Below are 18,616 nucleotides of genomic sequence, written 5' to 3'. Positions count from 1 at the left end.
GGGATCAGACCCGTTCGAGAATGACGGCGATACCCTGCCCCACGCCGATGCACATCGTGCACAGCGCGTAGCGGCCGCCGGTACGGTGCAGCTGGTTGATCGCCGTCGTGGCCAGCCGCGCGCCGCTGGCGCCCAGCGGATGGCCCAGAGCGATCGCGCCGCCGTTGGGGTTCACGCGCGCATCGTCGTCGGCCAGGCCGAGGTCGCGCAGCACCGCCAGGCCTTGCGCGGCGAACGCTTCGTTCAGCTCGATCACGTCGATCTGGTCCAGGCTCAGGCCGGTCAGCGCCAGCACCTTGCGGGTGGCGGGGGCCGGGCCCATGCCCATGATGCGGGGCGGCACGCCGGCGGTGGCCATGCCCACCACGCGGGCGCGCGGCGTCAGGCCGTGGCGGCCCGCCTCGGCCTCGCTGGCCAGCAGCAGCGCGCAGGCGCCGTCGTTCACGCCCGAGGCATTGCCGGCGGTGACGGTGCCGTCGGGGCGGACCACGCCCTTTAGTCGGCCCAGCGCTTCCATGCTGGTCTCGCGCGGGTGCTCGTCCTTGGTCACGACAACGGGGTCGCCCTTGCGTTGGGGAATCGTGACGGGGGTGATCTCGGCATCGAACACACCGGATTTCTGGGCCGCGGCGGCCTTGGCCTGGCTGGCCAGCGCCATGCGGTCCTGGGCTTCGCGCTCGATCTTGTAGTCGGTGGCGACGTTCTCGGCCGTCTCGGGCATGGAATCCACGCCGTACATCTGCTTCATCAGCTTGTTGACGAAGCGCCAGCCGATGGTGGTGTCATAGATCTGCGCGTTGCGCGAGAAAGCCGACTCGGCCTTGCCCATCACGAACGGGGCGCGGCTCATGCTCTCGACGCCGCCGGCCAGCATCAACCCTGCCTCGCCCGACTTGATCGCGCGCGCGGCGGTGCCGACCGCGTCCAGGCCCGAGCCGCACAGGCGGTTGACGGTCGATCCCGGCAGCTCCAGCGGCAGGCCCGCCAGCAGCGAGGCCATGTGGGCGACGTTGCGGTTGTCCTCGCCCGCCTGGTTGGCGCAGCCGAAGATGATGTCGGTGACGGCGGCCCAGTCCAGGCGGGGGTTTCGTTCCATCAGGGCCTTGAGCGGGATCGCCGCGAGGTCGTCGGTGCGCACCGATGCCAGGGCGCCGCCGTAGCGGCCGATGGGGGTACGGATCGCGTCGCAGATGAAGGCGTGTGTAGTCATGTTCTGTCTCGGATGGGGGATAAAGCTGTTCTAGGGGTTGCGACTGACGTTGGTAACCGGGCGTACACCCGCCCAGGCGTTCTGCAGCAGCGCGCGGATGGCCGTGCGCTCGATGGGACGCGGGTTCCAATAGGGATTGGACACCGCGATGTCGGCGGCGCGATCGAGATCGGCCTCCGGCATGCCGAGATCCCGCAGGGCAACGGGGGCGCCGTTGTCGCGGGCAAGGTCGTGGAGCCCCGCCGCCGCGTCCTGGGCACCGATGGCGCGCGCGATGCGCGCCATGGCGTCCGGCACGGCCGGGGCGTTGTAGGCCATCGCATGCGGCAGCACGATGGTATGGCATTCGGCGTGCGGCAGGTTGAAGCTGCCGCCCAGCGTATGGCAAAGCTTGTGGTGCAGCGCCATGCCGACGTTGCCCAGCACGATGCCGCACAGCCAGGCGCCATACAGCGCCTGCGACCGGGCCTCGATGTCGCCGGCCTGGCGCACGATGCCCGGCAGCGCGCGGGCGATGGCCGCCAGCCCTTCCTCGGCCATCAGCGACATGATGGGGTTGCTGTCCTGCGCGTACAGGCCCTCGGCGGCATGCGCCATGGCATTCATCGCGCTGGTGACCGACAGCGCCACCGGCAGCCCCGTCGACAGCTCGGGGTCGTAGATCACGGTGCGCGGCAGCACGCGCGCGTCCTTGCCCGTCTTTTTCAGGCCGCCTTCGGTGATGCCGTAGATCGGCGTCATCTCGGAGCCGGCATAAGTGGTGGGAATGGCCAGGATGGGCAGCCCGGACTCGAGCGCGATGGCCTTGCCCAGCCCCACCGTGGAGCCGCCGCCGATGGCGACGGCGCAATCGGCGTCCAGCCGGCGCGCCTCGTCGCGCGCCTGGCGGGCCGCTTCGATGGGCACATGCATGACCGCCCCGTCGAAGATGCCCGCCGCCTTCGCCCCCAGCAGGGCGGCCACGCGCTCGGCCAGCTTGCGCTGGCCCGGCGTGGACAACACCAGCGCCCGTTGCGCGCCCAGCAGCCCGATCTCCCGCTCCAGGTGCTGCAGGGAGCCCGCGCCGAACACCACGCGGGCGGCGTTGGCGTTGTAGACGAAGGCGTCCATGGCGTCAGGCCTTGCGCAGCGGCACGCCGCACAGGCGCTGCAATTCGTCGAACGACAGTCCGTCGACCACGTCGCTGGCGTAGACGCCGTCCTTCTTGATATCGAACACGGCCAGGTCGGAATAGACGCGGCTCACGCAGCCGACGCCGGTCAGCGGATAGGAGCAGGTTTCCACCAGCTTGCTCGAACCCGTCTTGGTCAGCAGGTCCATCATCACGAACACCTGCTTGGCGCCGATGGCCAGGTCCATCGCGCCGCCCACGGCGGGAATGGCATCCGGCGCGCCGGTGTGCCAGTTCGCCAGGTCGCCCTTGACCGACACCTGGAAGGCGCCCAGCACGCAGATGTCCAGATGGCCGCCGCGCATCATCGCGAAGGAATCGGCATGGTGGAAATAGGCGGCGCCGGGCAGCGCGGTGACCGGCTGCTTGCCGGCGTTGATCAGGTCCCAGTCCTCGTGGCCCTTCTCGGGCGCGGGGCCCATGCCCAGGAGGCCATTCTCGGTGTGCAGCAGGACCTCGCGGTCCGCCGGCAGATGATTGGCCACCAGGGTGGGCAGGCCGATGCCCAGGTTCACGTAAGCGCCCTCGGGAATGTCGCGCGCCACGCGCTGGGCCATCTGGTCTCGATTCATCTTGTTCATGTGCGTGTTCCTCAGGCGGCCTGTTGGGCGTTGGCTTGGGCCCCGACGGCCACCACGCGCTTGACGAAAATGCCGGGCGTCACGACCGCTTCCGGATCGAGCTCGCCCAGTTCGACGGTTTCGTGCACCTGGGCGATGGCCATCTTGGCGGCGGTCGCCATGATGGGCCCGAAGTTGCGCGCGGTCTTGCGATAGGTCAGGTTGCCCCAGCGATCGCCCTTGTAGGCCGAGATCAGCGCCACGTCGCCGTGGATGGGGTATTCCAGCACGTAGTCGCGGCCGTTGATGTGCCGCGTTTCCTTGCCTTCGGCCAGCAGCGTGCCGAAACCGGTGGGCGTGTAGAAGGCGCCCACGCCCGCGCCCGCGGCGCGGATGCGCTCGGCCAGGTTGCCCTGGGGCACGAGTTCCAGCTCGATCTTCTTGGCGCGATAGAGTTCATCGAACACGTAGGAGTCGGTCTGGCGCGGGAACGAGCAGATCACCTTGCGCACGCGCCCGGTCTGCAGCAGCGCGGCCAGGCCCGTATAGCCATTGCCGGCGTTGTTGTTCACCACCACGAGATCCTTGGCGCCCTGCTCGATCAGACCGTCGATCAGCGCGTTGGGCAGGCCGGCCGTGCCGAACCCGCCTACCAATATGGTGGAGCCGTCCTTGACGCCGGCCAGCGCTTCGGCCACCGAAGCCACGATTTTGTTGATCATCTATGTCTCCGCACGATGCCTGCCGTCCGGGGGGACGCAGGCGGCGTACCTGATTGCAAAACGGAAAAGTTCTATACGCGAACTATTGTTCGAATATTAAACATCGATTACGCACGAGGGGCAAGAGGCCAGAGTCATCATAAGCCTCCCGGGCCGTCATTCCGAGCGTGTTCCGGCAGCCCGCGCACGGTGAAGCGCACGCTGTCGTAGCGGCCGCCCTCGTCCATCACGGTGACGGTATGCGCCCCGTTGCGCGTGAAGCGCAGCGAGACCGGACCGGCGCCATCCGTACGGCGAACCGGCTTGCCATCCAGCATCCACCACAGCGCGCCGTCGCCGCCCAGCGTCCGCAGTTGCACATCGATCTGGTCGCGCCCCGGCACCGGGCGCAGGATCGCGCCCGTGTCCAGGCCTTCGAGCCGTACGCCCGTGCCCGCATGCGAGCCCGATCCGCACGCGGGATGCCAGCGCGCCGCGCCGGTTCCCGGCAGCATTCCCGCCTCCGCCCACGGCTGCAAGGCCAACGGCCAGCGCGCGACCTGCCTGGGCGTGCCCGGCACGCGGCAGCCGGGATCCGTGCGCATTCCCGAGCGTGGATCGACCCAGATCGTCTCCACCAGGCCCCCCTGTGTTCCGCGATCGGGCAGCGTGGGCGGCACGGCATCGTCCAGCGACCAGGCCTGGCGGCGTTGCAGGCACATGTCCTCGGGCGTGCTGTCGGCTCGCAGGCCCAGAGGCCAGCAGATGGACTGCGCGCGCACCGAGGCGGGCGGCATGCGGGGGATGGGTGCGGCCGCCGGCAGCGCCGCCACCAGGTCCTGCAGCAGCGGCGCGGCGACGTTGGCGCCGAAGAAACCGGGATTGGGCGTACCGTCGGGCCGGCCCACCCAGACGCCCAGCGTCCAGGCATCGGTCACGCCCACGGCCCAGGCGTCGCGAAAGCCGAAGCTCGTGCCGGTCTTCCAGGCCAGCCCCCGGCCGCCCGCGTAGAAGGGCCGATCGGGCCGGCCGCCGCTCTCCAGGATGTCGCGCACGATGAAGGCCGCGCCCTCGCTCATGATGCGGGACTCGACGCGCGGCTCGTCGGCGGTCAGCCGCACGCGGCCGGCCAGGCCGCCGCGGGCCAGCGCGCGGTAGGCGCCGACCAGTTCTTCCAGCGTGGTGCCCGCCCCGCCCAGGATCAGGCTCAGGTTCGGGGCCGCGCCCGCCGGGATGCGCAGGCGCAGGCCGCCCGCGCGCAGCACCGACGCGAAGCGCGCCGGGCCGATGCGATCGAGCAGGTCGACCGCGGGCACGTTGAGCGAACGCTGCAAGGCCTCGGACACGCTGACCGCGCCCGAGAAGGAGGCCTGGAAATTGCCCGGCCGGTAGCCGCCGAAGGTCTGCGGCGCATCGACCAGCAGGCTCTCGGAATGGACCATGCCCTCGTCCAGCGCCATCGCGTACAGGAAGGGCTTGAGCGTGGACCCCGGCGAACGCACGCCCCGGACCATGTCCACGTGGGCCGCCCGGCGCGCGTCGGAGAAATCGGCCGACCCCGCGTAAACGCGCGCCTCCAGACTGTCGTTGTCCACCACCAGCACGGCCATGGACACCTTGGGCGGCAGCGTGTCCACGCGGTCCAGCAGCATGTCCTCGACGATGGACTGCCATTCGGCATCCAGGGTCGACCGGACCATGCGGCGGGAGGCGGCGGTTCCCTGCTGCGGCCGCTGCCGCAGGCGTTCGGCGGCCAGCGGCGCCAGCCAGTGGCCGCGCAGCGGCTGCGCGATCACGCGTTCGATGCGCGCGTCGGCGACCACCTCGGCGCTCCAGCGGCCGCGTTGGGCCAGGCGGGCCAGCACCTTGTCGCGCGCGGCCCGGGCCGCCTCGGGCGCGCGGTCGGGGCGCAGCCGTGACGGAGCCTGCGGTAATGCCGTCAGCAGTGCGGCCTCGGCATGACTCAATTGGCGCGACGGCTTGCCCAGATACGCGCGGCTGGCCATCTCCACGCCTTCCACGATGCCGCCCATGGGCGCATGGTTCAGGTACAGGGTCAGGATGTCGCGCTTGGACAGGTGCCATTCCAGTTGCGCCGCGCGCGCCATCTGGCGCAGCTTGATACCCATGCTGCGCGGGGCGCCGCGCAGCGCCGGGTCGATCATGCGCGCGACCTGCATGGTAAGCGTCGATCCGCCCGAGACGATGCGGCCCGAAGTCGCCCACTGCCAGGCCGCACGCGCCATGGCGTAGGGGTTGATGCCCCAGTGCCAGTGGAACCAGCGGTCCTCGTAGGTCAGCAGCGCCTGCAGATACAGCGGGGACACGTCCTCGGGCGAGACGGGGTAGCGCCAGATGCCGTCCTCGCCCGGATAGGTGCGCAAGGGGCTGCCGTCGGCCGATGTGACCACCAGGCCCCCATCGGCCGGCCGGAAGGCCTGGGCCGGCAGCGGATGCATCCGGTCCGCCGCCCACAGCGCCCCCAGCGCGATCGCCCCCGCCGCCGTGGCGGCGCCCCAGCGCCGCCTCAGCGCGCGCCTCCGCGCGGGTCGTTGACCACCAGCGGGCCGGAAGACGCGCCCACCGCCCGGATCTCGGGACGATACATGTCCTCGACCACCGGCGCGGGCACGACGAAGCGGCCCGGCGTGACCACCCGCACGCGATAGAACACGGTGACCGGCCCCTGGATGCTCACGGCCGCGACGTAGCGGTCGTCGCGGTACTCGCGATGCTTGATGCGCGTATCGTTCAGCGCCTCGGACACCTGCACGCCGCCGACCTTCCAATCCGCCATGTCCGGCCCCTGGCTCAGGTTCATGTTCTCGACCTCGAACCCCGCCGGCACCCGGTCTACCACCAGCGCGTCCTCGATGCGGCGACCAGAGGCGACGTCCAGCTTGACGATCAGCATCTCGCCGGTCTGCAACGGGCGGCCGTTCCAGGGCCGTCCGTCCGATTCGTACCAGCTGCGCGCGATCGTGACGCCCGAGGCGCGCGGCGCCTCGGCCTGGCGCGGGTAGCCCTGCACGTCCACCTCGACGAACAGCGGATCGGCCTGCGTGTTGACGATGTCCACGCCGGCGGCCAACTGCGCGGCCGTGAAGCTGCGCGCCTCGGTGTCGCGCGAACTGAGCTGCTGCTCGCCCTGGCCCGTGCGCAGCGTCGCCGTCCATTGCGCCCCGGCCACGCCGCCCGCCGCCCGCGCGGCCAGGAACAGCGCCAGCTGCTCCTGGGTGGACAGATAGCTGCGGCTGCCCAGGCGGCCGGCCACGTCGCCCAGCAGGGCCTCGCGGCGCGGATGGTCGATCTGGTGCTGCATCATCAGCGCGTAGGACATCGCGTAGTCGCGCAGGGCCGAGCCGTAGTCGCCCAGCCATTCACCATAGCCGCCGTAGCGATTGGCGTCGATGCCGTAGCCGCGCGTCATCGCCTCGTCGAAGGCCGAGCGCGCGCGCGTCTCGTCGCCCATCAGCTTCAGCGCGATGCCCAGGTGAACCAGGGGCAGCGGCGAGCGCGACCGGTCGCGGTAGTTGTCGTACAGCACCCGCAGCGTGGACAGCGGCGCTTTCTGCTCGCGCGCCAGCACATAGGCCGCGTTGGCCAGCTCGGCGAAGCGGCGGTGGCTGTCGCGCAGCAGGTTGTAGTCATTGTCGCGCAGCCGCTGGCCAGGACCGGCGGCAAGCTGGGCCAGCAGGTTCTGCGGCAGGCTGGGGAAGTTGGCCGACGATTGCTGCAACTGGGCCAGCAGCCAGTCGGAGGCTCGGCGCGACACCAGGTCGGGCACGTTGAAGCCGGCCGTGCGGGCATCCTGCAGGAAGCTCGCCACATAAGCCGACAGCCAGATCTCCTGCGCGCCGTCGCCCCATAGCGCGAAGCCGCCGCCGGCCTTCTGCATGCCGGCGATGCGGCCGACCGCGCCTTCGATCATGCGTTCGCGCTCGGCCCGCGTGCGCGGTGTCAGCCCCCAGGCGCGGGCCTCGTCCTCGCCGATGAAGACGTGGGGATAGGCCGCGCTGGCGGTCTGCTCCAGGCATCCATAGGGATAGTCCAGCAGCCCCTGCACCAGGCGCTTCACGTTGAAAGGCGGCTTGTTGGAAATCGCCACGCTGGCGCTGGCCGAATCCGGATACAGCTTGTCGATCCAGCTGGACTCCAGCTTCAGGCTCTCGCCCTGCCCCAGCCGGACGCGACGCACGTCGCGCGTCGCCGCGACTGGCGGCTGGACCTGCAACAGCGACTCGCGCACGATGCGGATGGGGTTCGCGCCTCCCTGGCCGTCGACCGTCAATCGCAGCCGGCCCAGCCCGTAGGCGCCCGTGGCCTCGGCCACGAAGCGCAGGGTGGCGCGCTGCTGGTGGGCCAGGTTCACGCTTTGCGACCCGCCCCGTATCCGCACCGGGTCCAGGCCCTCCAGGTTCACCGTCAGCGTCTGCGGCGCGCCGCTCAGGTTGGTCACGTCCAGCGCGATCGCGGCCTCGTCGCCCGGGCTGATAAAGCGCGGCGTCGACAATTCGGCCACCACCGGCGCCGCCACCACCATCTCGGCCTGCGCGTTGCCGAAGCGGTCGGGCGTGAAGGCCGAGGCCATCAGGCGCAGCGTGCCGTTGAAGTCGGGCAGGTCCAACGGAATCTGCGCCTCGCCCTGCTCGTCCAGCCGCACCGGACCGCTGAACAGGTCCACCAGCCGCACCTTCACCGGCATGCTGCGGGTGTCGCGCATCGCGGCATCCCCGCCCCATTTCAGCTTGCCCTGCGTGCCCTCCATCTTCTCGATCAGCTTGCCGTACAGGTCCAGCAGCTCCGGCGCGTAGCGATGCTTGCCGAAGAAGAAGTCGAAGGGATCGGGCGTCGCATAGCGCGTGATGTTCAGGATGCCGACGTCGACCGCGGACAGCGTCACGTACGCCTGCTGGCCCTGCCCGGCGTTGCCCACCTTGACCTTCACGGTGGTCCGCTTCTCGGGCAGCACCTTGGGCGGCGCGGCCAGCTCCACGGCCAGCTTGCGATCGTCGCGGGACAGCGGCAGGTAGACCAGGCCCAGCGCGCGTGCCGGCGTGACGCGATCGCCCTGGCTGCCGGGCCGGAATACGGTCACCGACACGTACAGGTCGTGGCGGCTCCAGTCCTTGCCGATGGGAATCTCGACCATGGAGCCCGACGCCTTCACGCTGGTGCGCTGGCTCCACAGCATGGTGCCGCCCTCGACCGCGATCAGCGCCTCGCCGTCATGGGGCGGCGTGATCGACAGCTTGACCGTCTCGCCCTCGCGCACCGGCGCGTGGTCCAGCTTGAGCTGCACCCGGTCCGGCCGGTTGCCCATTTCCTCGGCATCCTGCGCGCCCCAGCCGGCATAGAAGCGGTAGCGCAGCGTGTCGCCGTTTTCCGGATCGCTCAGCTCCAGCCGGTAGCGTCCCCACTTGACCGGCACCCCGAACTTCACGCGATCGGGCAGCGCCAGCACGCGCGACTCGACCAGTTCCTCGGTTTCGGTGAATCCGCTGTTCCAGCCGCGCTGGTCGTCGAAGCGCCAGTAATACACCCGTTCCTCGCGGTATACGCGCAACTGCGCCTGCTTGAGCGGCACGACCTTGCCCTGCGGGTCCGCGCGCACCGCCTCGAACTCGGCCATCGTCCCTTCGCGCGCGACGTCGCGGTCGAACAGCGGCCGCACGCCGATCAATGCCGGCGCCGGCCAGACGCTGCGCTCGATGGAACGCACGACGGGCCGGCCGCCCGACTCCAGCAGGCTGAAGCTTGCCTTCACCTTCATGGGCGAGGCGGTGCCGGACACATCCACCGGGACGGCAACCGCCGCCGCGCCCTTGTCGTCCAGCGTGGTCTCGTCCAGGTCGCGCCGCTGCTTGCGGTCGTCGTCGGCGAAATCGCCGAACAGGAAGCCCGGCCATTGCTGCGGCAGCGCATAGCGGTCGCGATCGATGGACACCGTGCCCAGCAGCCGGTTGCCGGCCGCGGGCGCGCCGTACAGGTAGTCGCCCTGCACCTTCACGTTCAGGGGCCGGCCGGCCTCCAGCACGCCTTCGCGCGACTTCAGGTCCAGCTTCATGCGCTCGGGCAGGAACTCTTCCACCTGGAATTTCCACGAGGCATCGGCCGAGCGGGCCGCCGGGTCCAGGCGCGTCTCCAGCAGCCAGGTGCCCGTCTGCGCGTCGGCCGGCAGCTCGATGGCCTGGCGCACATAGCCCGGCACCTGCCCATCGGGCCGCCACAAGGCGGTACGCACGGTACGGCCGTCCGGCCGCTTCAGCGTGGCCGTGACCGGCGCGGCCTGCACCGCCCGTCCGTCGGCGTCGCGCACCAGCACGGAAACGTCGAAGCGCTCGCCCGGCCGGTAGAGATCGCGGCCGGCGTAGACGAACAGCTTGTTGTCGCGGGACGGATAGCCGCCCACGTCGAATTCGGACAGGTCCAGCGCCGGCTCGGCCAGCGCCACCACGGACAGCTCCGCGCCCCGGCGCGCCAACAGGATGCGCGCGGCCTCGAAGCTGCCCGAAAACACGGCGCGCCCCTGCCCGTCGGCCTTGGCGCGACCCAGCGACTTCGCGTTCGCGTCCAGCAGCTCGAACTCGACGTCGTCCATGGCCTTGCCGCTCTTGAGCGAGGTCGCGAACGCATCGAGCTGGCCGGCGTAGCGCCGCGTGTGCAGGCCGATGTCGCTGACGTAGAAATAGGTGACCTGGTATTCGTCGCGGAACCGTCCGGGCTGGCTCATCACGGCCACGTAGATCCCGGGCTCCTTCAGTTCCTTGATGCCCTCGACCGGCAGGAAGGTGACATGGCGGCGATTGGCCTTGTCGTCGGTCAGGAAACGGCCGGCATAGACGCTGCGCGTCACATCCTTCAGGCGATCCAGGTCCCAGCTTCCCACCGTCCCCTTCAGGCTGCGGTTGCCGCTGTAGCGCCACTCGTCGTCTTCGTCGCTGTCGTCCTCGGCATCCGGGTCGGTCTTGGCGACGGGCCGGCGCACGCCCAGCACCTGTTCGAAGAAGCGGGGGAATTGCGCGGGATCGATGCGCAGGAACTGCACGTCGACCTCGGGCGTATTGACCGTGACCACCGGCAGCCCGCCGTTCTGGCCTGCGGGCAGCACCACGCCGCGGCTGGCGAAATAGAAGGACGGCGGCATGGCCTCGCTGGCCACTTCGCAGCCGAAGGCCTCGGGCAGCGCCTGCCCGCCCGCGCCCTTGACGGACTCGGGCACCGCGATCGCATAGCGGCGGTTCGGCTGGATGTAGGGGAAGTAGGCGACGCGCGGGTTGTCGCCCAGCGACCAGTCGCCCGCCACCGGTTTGCCTTCCGGCAGGGCCTGGCCGGGCTGCGGCTTGCCCAGGGTCTTGGCGGCCTCGTCATCGCCGGAAGCGGCGCCCAGGTCCACCACCTGCAGCAGCTTGCCCAGCGACTGGCGGCGATCGAGCGGCTGCGAGAACGTCACGGCCAGCGCCAGCGACTCGTCAAACAGGCGCGTCCGGCATTCGAGCAACGTGAAGGGATCGGCACTGCCGACCAGCTCGGAAGCGGGCGGCTCGCCCCCTCCGCCGCCGGACTGCTTGCCCGCCCACCATGCGCCGCCCACCGCCGCGGCCAGCAATACCACGCCCGCGGCCCAGGCGGCCGCCTTTTTCCTGTCTGCCATGAAATCCCCCGGACACGCCTTCGTGCGTGCTTTCCGTAGCGCTATTAGAGGGTGAGAGCCCGCCTATTGTGAAGCATGGACTTCACAAAATTACATTTGGGCACCACTTGGCGGCGCGGTGCTTGCCGGGCCGCCGGATGGCCGATGGTGAGGGTGCATGACTTCCTTGTGAAAGCGCAGCGCCATCGCGTGATAGAACGGCCGCGGGCAGAACTGCCGGGACACCAGCGACGCGACGAGCGTGGCCATCAGCAGATGGAACATCAGGTCCTGGCTGCGCGTCATCTCCATGACGATCACGCTGGCCGTGATGGGCGCCTGGGTGGCCGCCGCCAGGAAAGCCGCCATCGACACCAGCGCCAGCGTGCGCGGATCGGCGGCGGGTCCGGCCAGTTGCACGATGTGTTCGCCCATGCCGGCGCCTATGGCCAGGGACGGCGTGAAGATGCCGCCGGGAATGCCGCACACGTACGAGGCCACGGTCGCCACCCACTTGGCGATCCCGAACCAGGCGCTCTCGACAGGATGCCCGTTCAGCAGCGCGGCGGTCTGCTCATAGCCCGTGCCATAGGTGGCGCCGCCCGTCAGGCAGCCCAGCACCGCCACGACCAGGCCACACAGGAAGGCCAGCCGCACCGGATGCCGCTGCAGCCAGGGAAGCCACCGCGCGGGGACCAGCCCCGTCACGCCGCGCACCATCGTGGCGGCGAACAGCCCGCCCACGGCGCCGTTCAGCACGCCGCTGGCCAGGGTCCAACCCCACGTCCCCTGGACGAAGCCGGCCGCCGCCGCGGCATGGAAGTAGGGATTGTTGCCGGCGATGGCCAGCGCGATGAAACCCGACGCCAGCACGCCGGACAACGCCAGGCGGTTCCAGCGCACGGCGGCGCTCCTCCCCAGTTCCTCGATGGCGAACACCACGCCGGCCAGCGGCGTGTTGAATGCCGCGGCCAGGCCGCCGGCGGCGCCCGCGGCGATCAATTCGTTCGCCCGGAATTCCAGCTTGACGCCTATCCGCTCCTGCCAGAACCGGCCCCAGGCCAGCATGGCCGCCGCGCCCACCTGCACCGAAGGCCCTTCGCGCCCCACCGAAGCGCCTGCCAGCAGCGCCACGGCGGTCAATGGAATCTTCCAGAGCGCCTGCCGCAGCGACACCAGCCCCGAGGAGGCGATGGGCGCCGGGATGGAGGTGGCCGCGATCACCTGGGGGATGCCGCTGCCCCGCGCCATCGGCGCGAGCCGCAAGGTCAGCCAGCGCAGACCCGCCATCGCCAGCGGGATGACCACCAGCGCGGCCCACGGCGCGGCCGAGGTCCAGTGGCGGTTCCACTCCAGCGCGATCTCGGCCAGCCAGGCGAACGCCAGCGACAGCAAGGCCACCACCGCCGCCCCGCACAGGACGAGCGCGTAGCGGAAGGTCTTGCGCGACACCCGCAGGACCTGCCGGCCCTTGCGTCGCACGGTGATGGAGGCCTGGTCGCGCCAGGGCACTGAGCGTCGGACTTTCATGGAGGCGAAGCAATGAGAAAATGCCCCCACGCTTGCCGCTTCGCGGTGGCGCTGCCCCCAAGGGGGCGTTTTTCATCTTGGGGCGGCCCGGCAATGAAAAACGCGCGCTGAGCATTCAAGCCTGAGCTTGCGACAGCGCGCGTCATGCGGCGGCCCCGCGGGGCCGCGACGGGAATCAGCCCAGGTTCTTGGCCACGAATTCCCAGTTCACGATGCCCCAGAAGCTCTCGAGGTACTTCGGACGGGCATTGCGGTAATCGATGTAGTAGGCGTGTTCCCACACATCACAGGTCAGCAGCGGGGTGTCGCCGGTGGTGAGCGGGTTGCCCGCGGCGCCGGTGTTGACGATGTCGATCGAGCCATCGGCCTTCTTGACCAGCCAGGTCCAGCCCGAACCGAAGTTGGCGGCGGCCTGCTTGTTGAAGGTGTCCTTGAAGGCGTCGAAGCTGCCCCACTTGGCATTGATGGCGTCGGCCAGCTTGCCGGCGGGCGGCGTGCTCTTGGGCGTCAGGCAGTTCCAGTAGAAGGAGTGGTTCCAGTGCTGGGCGGCGTTGTTGTAGATGCCGCCGGACGACTTCTTGACGATGTCCTCGAGCGAGGCGTTCTCGAACTCGGTGCCCTTGATGAGGTTGTTCAGATTGGTGACGTAGGTCTGGTGGTGCTTGCCGTGGTGGTACTCCAGCGTTTCCTTGGAGATGGTGGGGGCCAAGGCGTCCTGGGGATACGGCAATTGCGGAAGAGTGTGTTCCATCTGAGCTCCTGCTTCTGGTTGGGAGGTTTGCGGGGGCATTTTATCGGCAAGTATGCCGCTTGGCCCGGAAGTCCCCGCGTTACGCAAGGTTAACGCGCCAGGGCGACGCAGTCATGTCATGCCCTGGCGGCCGCGCGGATTCTGGCCGTCACACCAGCCCGCGATCGGCTTCGACCGCCGTCACCGAGGCCTGGGCCGCGCCTTCGGCGAAGCGGAGGTCGAGTCGGGCGCCGGGCTGCAAGCTGCGTGCCTGCCGCACGATGCCGCCCTGCTCGTCGCGCACGATGGCATAGCCGCGCGCCAGCGTCTGCTCGGGCCCGAGCGCGCGCAGATGCGCGGCATGCGAGGCCAGCCGCTGCTGCAGGCGGGCGAGCTGGTACGCCTGGCACTGCCGCACGCGCCGCGCCAGGTCGTCCACCCGCGCCGACAGCCGCGCGGGATCGGGCAACTGGGCGATCAGCCGCTGCCGCAACAGGCCGACCTCGGCCTCGCGGTCGCGCTGGGCGCCGGTCCAGGCCGCGTCCAGGCCGCGCACCAGCGCGGCCAGCCGCTCCTGCTGCCGCGCCAGGCGTTCACGCGGGGAAATCAACTGCGCCGCCGCCCGGTCCAGCCGCTGCCCGGCCTGCTCGAGGCGGCGTCGCTGCGCCCGCCGCAGGTCCTGGGCCGCCTGGCGCAGGCGCGCCAGCCACTGTTCGCGCGGCAGGCCCGCCATCTCGGCCGCCGCCGTGGGCGTGGGCGCCCGCAGATCGGCGGCGAAATCGGCGATGGTGAAGTCGGTCTCGTGGCCGACGCCGCTGATGACGGGGATCGCACTGGCGACGATGGCCCGCGCCAGCCCTTCATGGTTGAACGCCCACAGGTCCTCGATGCTGCCGCCGCCGCGCACCAGCAACAGGGTATCGACCTCGGCGCGCCGGTTCGCGAGCGCGATGGCCTGCGCCAGCCGCGGGCCGGCCTCGTCGCCCTGGACCGGAGCCGGATAGATCACCACCCGGGCGTGCGGCACCCGCCGCGCCAGCGCCGTCAATACGTCGCGCAGCGCCGCCGCCTGCAACGAGGTGACGACACCCAGCGCGCGCGGCACGGCCACCGGCGTGCGCTTGCGGGCCGGATCGAACAGTCCCTCGGCCGACAGCTTTTCCTTCAACCGCAGGAAGGCCTCGAACAGATCGCCCTGGCCGGCCCGGCGCATGGCCTCGACCTGCAACTGGTAGTCGCCGCGCGGTTCGTACAGCGATACCCGGGCCCGGATCTCGATGCGGTCGCCTTCGCGGGGCGTGAAGCCCACCAGCATGGCCCGACCGCGGAACATCACGCCGCGCGCGGCGGCGCCGCCGTCCTTGAGCGTGAAATACCAATGGCCGGAAGCCGCCGCGGTGAAATTCGACACCTCACCCCTCACCCATACCAGGGGAATGTTGCGCTCCAACAAGCCCGCCACCGCGCGGTTTAGCTGGGAGATAGTCAGAATCCCCCGCGAGAAATCGTCATGTGCGGACGCAAAACCAGAATTCATGAGGGTTTCCAGGCAAGAAGCTTTCCACAGGCTTGAAAACTATGGTTGTCAAGTAATTTCTCTGTCACAGACGGCATTATTTTCTTATAAGCCATTGATTTGATTGATTTTTTGACTTCACCAGCCACTGAATCAAAAGCGGGCATCCTAGCAAGAACCGCATATTCCGTGGCCCCGGGCCAAGTTACACACATAATTATCCACAGATTCTGTGGATACTTTCCGGCCGGCGACTTGCCCTCGTCCGTCCGCGCCCGTACATTCTCGCCTTCATCGAAAAGGAGAGGTTTCTTGCTCGCCATCGTCCGCGAGGCCGGCTGGCCCATCTGGCCGCTGATCGCCACTTCGTTCATCGCGCTGACGCTCATCGTCGAACGCCTGCTTGCCCTGCGCCGCAGCAGGATCGCCCCGCCCAGGTTGCTGGAAGACGTCCTGGCCCTGGTGCAGAAACGGCGCATCACCCCCGAGATCGTGACCCGGCTCGAAGCCGATTCGCCGCTGGGCCGCATCCTGGCCACGGGACTGCGCAACGCCCACCGCTCGCGCCCCGCGCTCAAGGACGCGCTCGAGCAATCGGGCGAGACGGTCGCGCACAACCTGAACCGCTACGTCGGCGCGATCGGCACCATCGCCGCGGTGGCGCCGCTGATGGGCCTGTTCGGCACCGTGGTCGGCATGATCGAGATCTTCGGCTCGTACGCGCCGGCCGGCAGCGACCCCGCGCAACTGGCGCACGGCATCTCGGTCGCACTGTACAACACGGGGCTGGGCATTTTCATCGCCATTCCCGCCATGATCTTCTACCGCTATTTCCGCGCCCGCATCACCGACAGCCTGCACGACCTGGAACGGGCCGCCGCCCGCCTGGCCGACAGCCTGCAAGCCGAGTGATGCCGCCCGGCGCCCAGCCATGAACTTCCGCCGCCACCTCGAGACCGACGAACCCGACATCAACCTGATCCCGCTGATCGACGTCCTGCTGGTCATCCTGATCTTCCTGGCCGCCAGCACGTCCTTCTCGCGCTTCAGCCAGTTGTCCGTGCGCCTGCCCGACGCCGCCGCCCAGTCCGCCGAAGCAGCCGCGGGCCTGACCGTCACGGTCGCCGCCGACGGCCGCTACGCGCTCAACGGCAAGGCGCTGCCCATCACCGACGCCGACCAGTTGTCCGAGGCGCTGCGCAAGGCGGCGGCCGGACGGGACGATCCCTCGCTGGTGATCGACGCGGACGCCTCGGCCACCCACCAGGCCGTGGTGCGGGCCATGGAAGCGGCGGGGCGCGCCGGCATCTCGCGCATAGGATTCACCACGCAGGCCGCGCCCGCGGGATCGGGCAGATGACGCCGGGCCCGGCCCTGCGCACCGTGCTGCAGCGCCAGTGGCAGACGGGCGGATGGCTGTCGTGGCTGCTTGCCCCCCTGTCCCTGCTGGCCGCCGCTGCCGTCGCCGCCAAGCGCCTCGCCTACCGGGCAGGCTGGCGACGGGCCGAGCGGGTAGGCGTGCCGGTCGTCGTGGTCGGCAACGTCTATGTCGGCGGCACCGGGAAGACCCCCTTCATCGTGGCCGCGGCGCACGCGCTGCGGGCGCGCGGCCGCCATCCCGGCGTGATCAGCCGCGGCTACGGCGTGCGGGTCGGCCCCGCCCCCCGCGTGGGCTGCGGCCGGCTGGATCCCGCGGACTTCGGCGACGAACCGGCCTTGATCGCGCACCAGGCGGACGTCCCGGTGGCCGTCCATCCCCGCCGCGCCGACGCCGCCCGCGCCCTGCTGGCGGCGCATCCCCATGTCGACGTGATCCTGTCCGACGACGGCCTGCAGCACCTGGCGCTGGCCCGCGACGTGGAAATCGTGGTGCAGGACGAACGCGGCATCGGCAACGGCCGGCTGCTGCCCGCCGGCCCGCTGCGCGAGCCGGCCTCGCGCCTGCGCGGCGTGGACGCGATCGTCACCAATCGCAGCGGCGGCACGTCCGGCGCCCTGCCCGCCGCGCCGGACGGCGTGCGCGCGGTGGACATGGACCTCGTCATCGACGGCGCCTGGCGCGTGGCCGACGGCAAGCGCCTGCCGCTGGCGGAGCTGGGCTCGATGCCTCGTATCGCCGCCGTGGCGGGCATCGGCAATCCCGAGCGCTTCTTCGCCACGCTGCGCCGCGCCGGCATCCGGCTGGACACCACGCTGGGCCTGCCCGACCACTATGATTACACCCGCTCGCCGTTCGCCGCGATCGAGGCCGATATCATCCTCGTCACCGACAAGGACGCCGTAAAATGTCCGGCTGCGGACGACCCGCGCGTGTGGGCCGTCACGGTTTCGGCGCATTTGTCCGACCCCGCGTTCTTCGATTGGCTGGAAACCCGACTCCATGGACATACGCCTGCTTGACATCCTGGTCTGCCCGCTCTGCAAGGGCCCGCTGCGCCACGATCGCGCCGCGCACCTGCTAGGCTGCCGCACCGACCGCCTGAGCTTCCCCATCCGCGACGGCATCCCGGTCATGCTCGAATCCGAGGCCCAGCCGTGGCAGGACGAATCCGATGCCCCGGCCGCCGAGGCGCCCCATGCCTGATCCGGCCGACTTCACCGCCATCATCCCGGCGCGCGCCGCTTCCACGCGCCTGCCGGGCAAGATGCTGGCGGACATCGGCGGCGTCCCCATGATCGTCCGCGTCGCGCGGCAGGCGCAGGCCAGCGGCGCATCGCGCATCCTGGTGGCGACCGACGACGCCGCCATCCGCGACGCCGTGCGCGCCCACGGCTTCGACAGCCTGATGACCCGCGTCGACCATCCGACCGGCACCGACCGGCTGGCCGAAGCCTGCGATGCGCTCGAACTCGACGACACGCAGATCGTGGTCAACATCCAGGGCGACGAGCCGCTGATCGATCCCGCGCTGGTCGCCCACGTGGCCCAGACGCTGGACCGCCACAGCGCGGCGGCCATCGCCACGGCGGCGCATCCCATCGACACCGCCGACGAATTGTTCAACCCCAACTTCGTGAAGGTCGTCTGCGGCGCCGACGGCCATGCCCTGTATTTCTCGCGCGCCCCCATCCCCTGGGCCCGCGATGCGCTGGCCGGCGGCGAGCGCGTCTTCGCGCCCGGCCTGCCCGCCCTGCGCCACATCGGGCTCTACGCCTACCGCGTCGGCTTCCTGCGCCGCTTCCCCACGCTGCCCCAGGGCCGCCTGGAACGCTGGGAGTCGCTCGAGCAATTGCGCGCGCTCGAGCACGGCTACGCCATCCAGGTCCACGTCACGCCGCAGGCCCCCGCGCCCGGCGTCGACACGGCCGCCGATCTCGAATTCGTGCGGCGGCTGGTGGACGCCCAAGGCTGATTTGACCGGCGCCGCGCGCTTGAGGTAAGTTTGGGGGCACTCGTGCCTGAAACACGCGGCCATAGGGGGGTCGGCATACCGACATCGACCGCATGCCGCAGCGCATCGGCCTTCATCACCATCCCGGCGACTCGCTCGCAGCCTGGACCCTGATGGGCCGGGCCAGCGGTGTGTGCGCCGGTAGCGCCGCAGGCCAAGAACACCAACTCAA

At 70.1% G+C, this 18,616-nt stretch carries 14 protein-coding genes; 5 read left to right on the top strand and 9 right to left on the bottom strand.

Features of this window, described 5'->3' with window-relative positions; translation table 11 throughout:
- Positions 1-4 precede the first annotated feature (4 nt).
- The 9 genes from pcaF to xseA all read right to left on the bottom strand — a co-directional run bounded on the left by pcaF (position 5) and on the right by xseA (position 15,073).
- A complete protein-coding gene (pcaF, locus tag WKR98_RS23615; RefSeq protein WP_341434834.1) occupies positions 5-1,210 on the bottom strand; it encodes a 3-oxoadipyl-CoA thiolase in 1,206 nt (401 codons plus the stop codon).
- A 30-nt stretch (positions 1,211-1,240) separates the two neighbouring features.
- Positions 1,241-2,320, bottom strand: a complete 1,080-nt coding sequence (locus WKR98_RS23610; protein ID WP_341434833.1) for a maleylacetate reductase — start codon at positions 2,318-2,320, stop codon at positions 1,241-1,243.
- 4 nt (positions 2,321-2,324) lie between these two features.
- The gene (locus tag WKR98_RS23605) at positions 2,325-2,963 is read right to left on the bottom strand and encodes a 3-oxoacid CoA-transferase subunit B (RefSeq protein ID WP_124690339.1); all 639 of its coding nucleotides are present in this window, start codon (positions 2,961-2,963) and stop codon (positions 2,325-2,327) included.
- 11 nt (positions 2,964-2,974) lie between these two features.
- Entirely contained in the window at positions 2,975-3,664 is a 690-nt protein-coding gene (locus WKR98_RS23600) for a 3-oxoacid CoA-transferase subunit A (protein WP_124690340.1), read from the bottom strand.
- A 137-nt stretch (positions 3,665-3,801) separates the two neighbouring features.
- Entirely contained in the window at positions 3,802-6,102 is a 2,301-nt protein-coding gene (pbpC, locus tag WKR98_RS23595; protein ID WP_445936151.1) for a penicillin-binding protein 1C, read from the bottom strand.
- A gap of 68 nt (positions 6,103-6,170) precedes the next feature.
- The gene (locus tag WKR98_RS23590) at positions 6,171-11,297 is read right to left on the bottom strand and encodes an alpha-2-macroglobulin (protein WP_341434832.1); all 5,127 of its coding nucleotides are present in this window, start codon (positions 11,295-11,297) and stop codon (positions 6,171-6,173) included.
- A gap of 90 nt (positions 11,298-11,387) precedes the next feature.
- On the bottom strand, positions 11,388-12,806 hold the full coding sequence (locus WKR98_RS23585; RefSeq protein WP_341434831.1) for a chloride channel protein: 1,419 nt from the start codon (positions 12,804-12,806) through the stop codon (positions 11,388-11,390).
- Between the two features lie 175 nt (positions 12,807-12,981).
- Positions 12,982-13,557: a superoxide dismutase gene (locus WKR98_RS23580; protein ID WP_124690344.1), complete on the bottom strand. Its 576-nt coding sequence runs from the start codon at positions 13,555-13,557 to the stop codon at positions 12,982-12,984.
- Between the two features lie 148 nt (positions 13,558-13,705).
- A complete protein-coding gene (gene xseA / locus WKR98_RS23575; RefSeq protein ID WP_124690345.1) occupies positions 13,706-15,073 on the bottom strand; it encodes an exodeoxyribonuclease VII large subunit in 1,368 nt (455 codons plus the stop codon).
- 291 nt (positions 15,074-15,364) lie between these two features.
- Here xseA and WKR98_RS23570 point away from each other — a divergent pair, with 291 nt between their 5' ends.
- From WKR98_RS23570 to kdsB, 5 genes are read left to right on the top strand one after another with little or no spacing between them, the layout of a single operon-like run.
- Positions 15,365-15,964, top strand: coding sequence for a MotA/TolQ/ExbB proton channel family protein (locus WKR98_RS23570; RefSeq protein ID WP_124690346.1), 600 nt, complete (start codon positions 15,365-15,367; stop codon positions 15,962-15,964).
- A gap of 19 nt (positions 15,965-15,983) precedes the next feature.
- A complete protein-coding gene (locus WKR98_RS23565; RefSeq protein WP_124690347.1) occupies positions 15,984-16,412 on the top strand; it encodes an ExbD/TolR family protein in 429 nt (142 codons plus the stop codon).
- Positions 16,409-17,452, top strand: a complete 1,044-nt coding sequence (lpxK, locus tag WKR98_RS23560; protein WP_124690348.1) for a tetraacyldisaccharide 4'-kinase — start codon at positions 16,409-16,411, stop codon at positions 17,450-17,452. The genes WKR98_RS23565 and lpxK overlap by 4 nt, the downstream gene beginning before the upstream one ends.
- Complete coding sequence (locus tag WKR98_RS23555) at positions 17,433-17,636, top strand: Trm112 family protein (RefSeq protein ID WP_124690349.1); 204 nt, start codon at positions 17,433-17,435, stop codon at positions 17,634-17,636. Before lpxK ends, WKR98_RS23555 begins: the two co-directional genes overlap by 20 nt.
- Complete coding sequence (kdsB, locus tag WKR98_RS23550; protein ID WP_124690350.1) at positions 17,629-18,405, top strand: 3-deoxy-manno-octulosonate cytidylyltransferase; 777 nt, start codon at positions 17,629-17,631, stop codon at positions 18,403-18,405. Before WKR98_RS23555 ends, kdsB begins: the two co-directional genes overlap by 8 nt.
- The last annotated feature ends 211 nt before the right edge of the window (positions 18,406-18,616 follow it).

Origin of the sequence: Pigmentiphaga sp. YJ18, assembly GCF_038066655.1 — a bacterium.
Classification (GTDB): domain Bacteria; phylum Pseudomonadota; class Gammaproteobacteria; order Burkholderiales; family Burkholderiaceae_B; genus Pigmentiphaga.
The sequence above is the reverse complement of the archived record's forward strand: the minus strand, read 5'-3'. Positions and strand labels throughout refer to the sequence as shown.

Coding starts and splice junctions, on each gene's coding strand:
- WKR98_RS23600 (WP_124690340.1), bottom strand. CDS start 3,664: ATGATCAACAAAATCGTGGCTTCGGTGGCCGAAGCGCTGGCCGGCGTC.
- WKR98_RS23565 (WP_124690347.1), top strand. CDS start 15,984: ATGAACTTCCGCCGCCACCTCGAGACCGACGAACCCGACATCAACCTG.
- WKR98_RS23555 (WP_124690349.1), top strand. CDS start 17,433: ATGGACATACGCCTGCTTGACATCCTGGTCTGCCCGCTCTGCAAGGGC.
- WKR98_RS23605 (WP_124690339.1), bottom strand. CDS start 2,963: ATGAACAAGATGAATCGAGACCAGATGGCCCAGCGCGTGGCGCGCGAC.
- xseA (WP_124690345.1), bottom strand. CDS start 15,073: ATGAATTCTGGTTTTGCGTCCGCACATGACGATTTCTCGCGGGGGATT.
- kdsB (WP_124690350.1), top strand. CDS start 17,629: ATGCCTGATCCGGCCGACTTCACCGCCATCATCCCGGCGCGCGCCGCT.
- pcaF (WP_341434834.1), bottom strand. CDS start 1,210: ATGACTACACACGCCTTCATCTGCGACGCGATCCGTACCCCCATCGGC.
- lpxK (WP_124690348.1), top strand. CDS start 16,409: ATGACGCCGGGCCCGGCCCTGCGCACCGTGCTGCAGCGCCAGTGGCAG.
- WKR98_RS23580 (WP_124690344.1), bottom strand. CDS start 13,557: ATGGAACACACTCTTCCGCAATTGCCGTATCCCCAGGACGCCTTGGCC.
- WKR98_RS23610 (WP_341434833.1), bottom strand. CDS start 2,320: ATGGACGCCTTCGTCTACAACGCCAACGCCGCCCGCGTGGTGTTCGGC.
- pbpC (WP_445936151.1), bottom strand. CDS start 6,102: ATGCATCCGCTGCCGGCCCAGGCCTTCCGGCCGGCCGATGGGGGCCTG.
- WKR98_RS23590 (WP_341434832.1), bottom strand. CDS start 11,297: ATGGCAGACAGGAAAAAGGCGGCCGCCTGGGCCGCGGGCGTGGTATTG.
- WKR98_RS23585 (WP_341434831.1), bottom strand. CDS start 12,806: ATGAAAGTCCGACGCTCAGTGCCCTGGCGCGACCAGGCCTCCATCACC.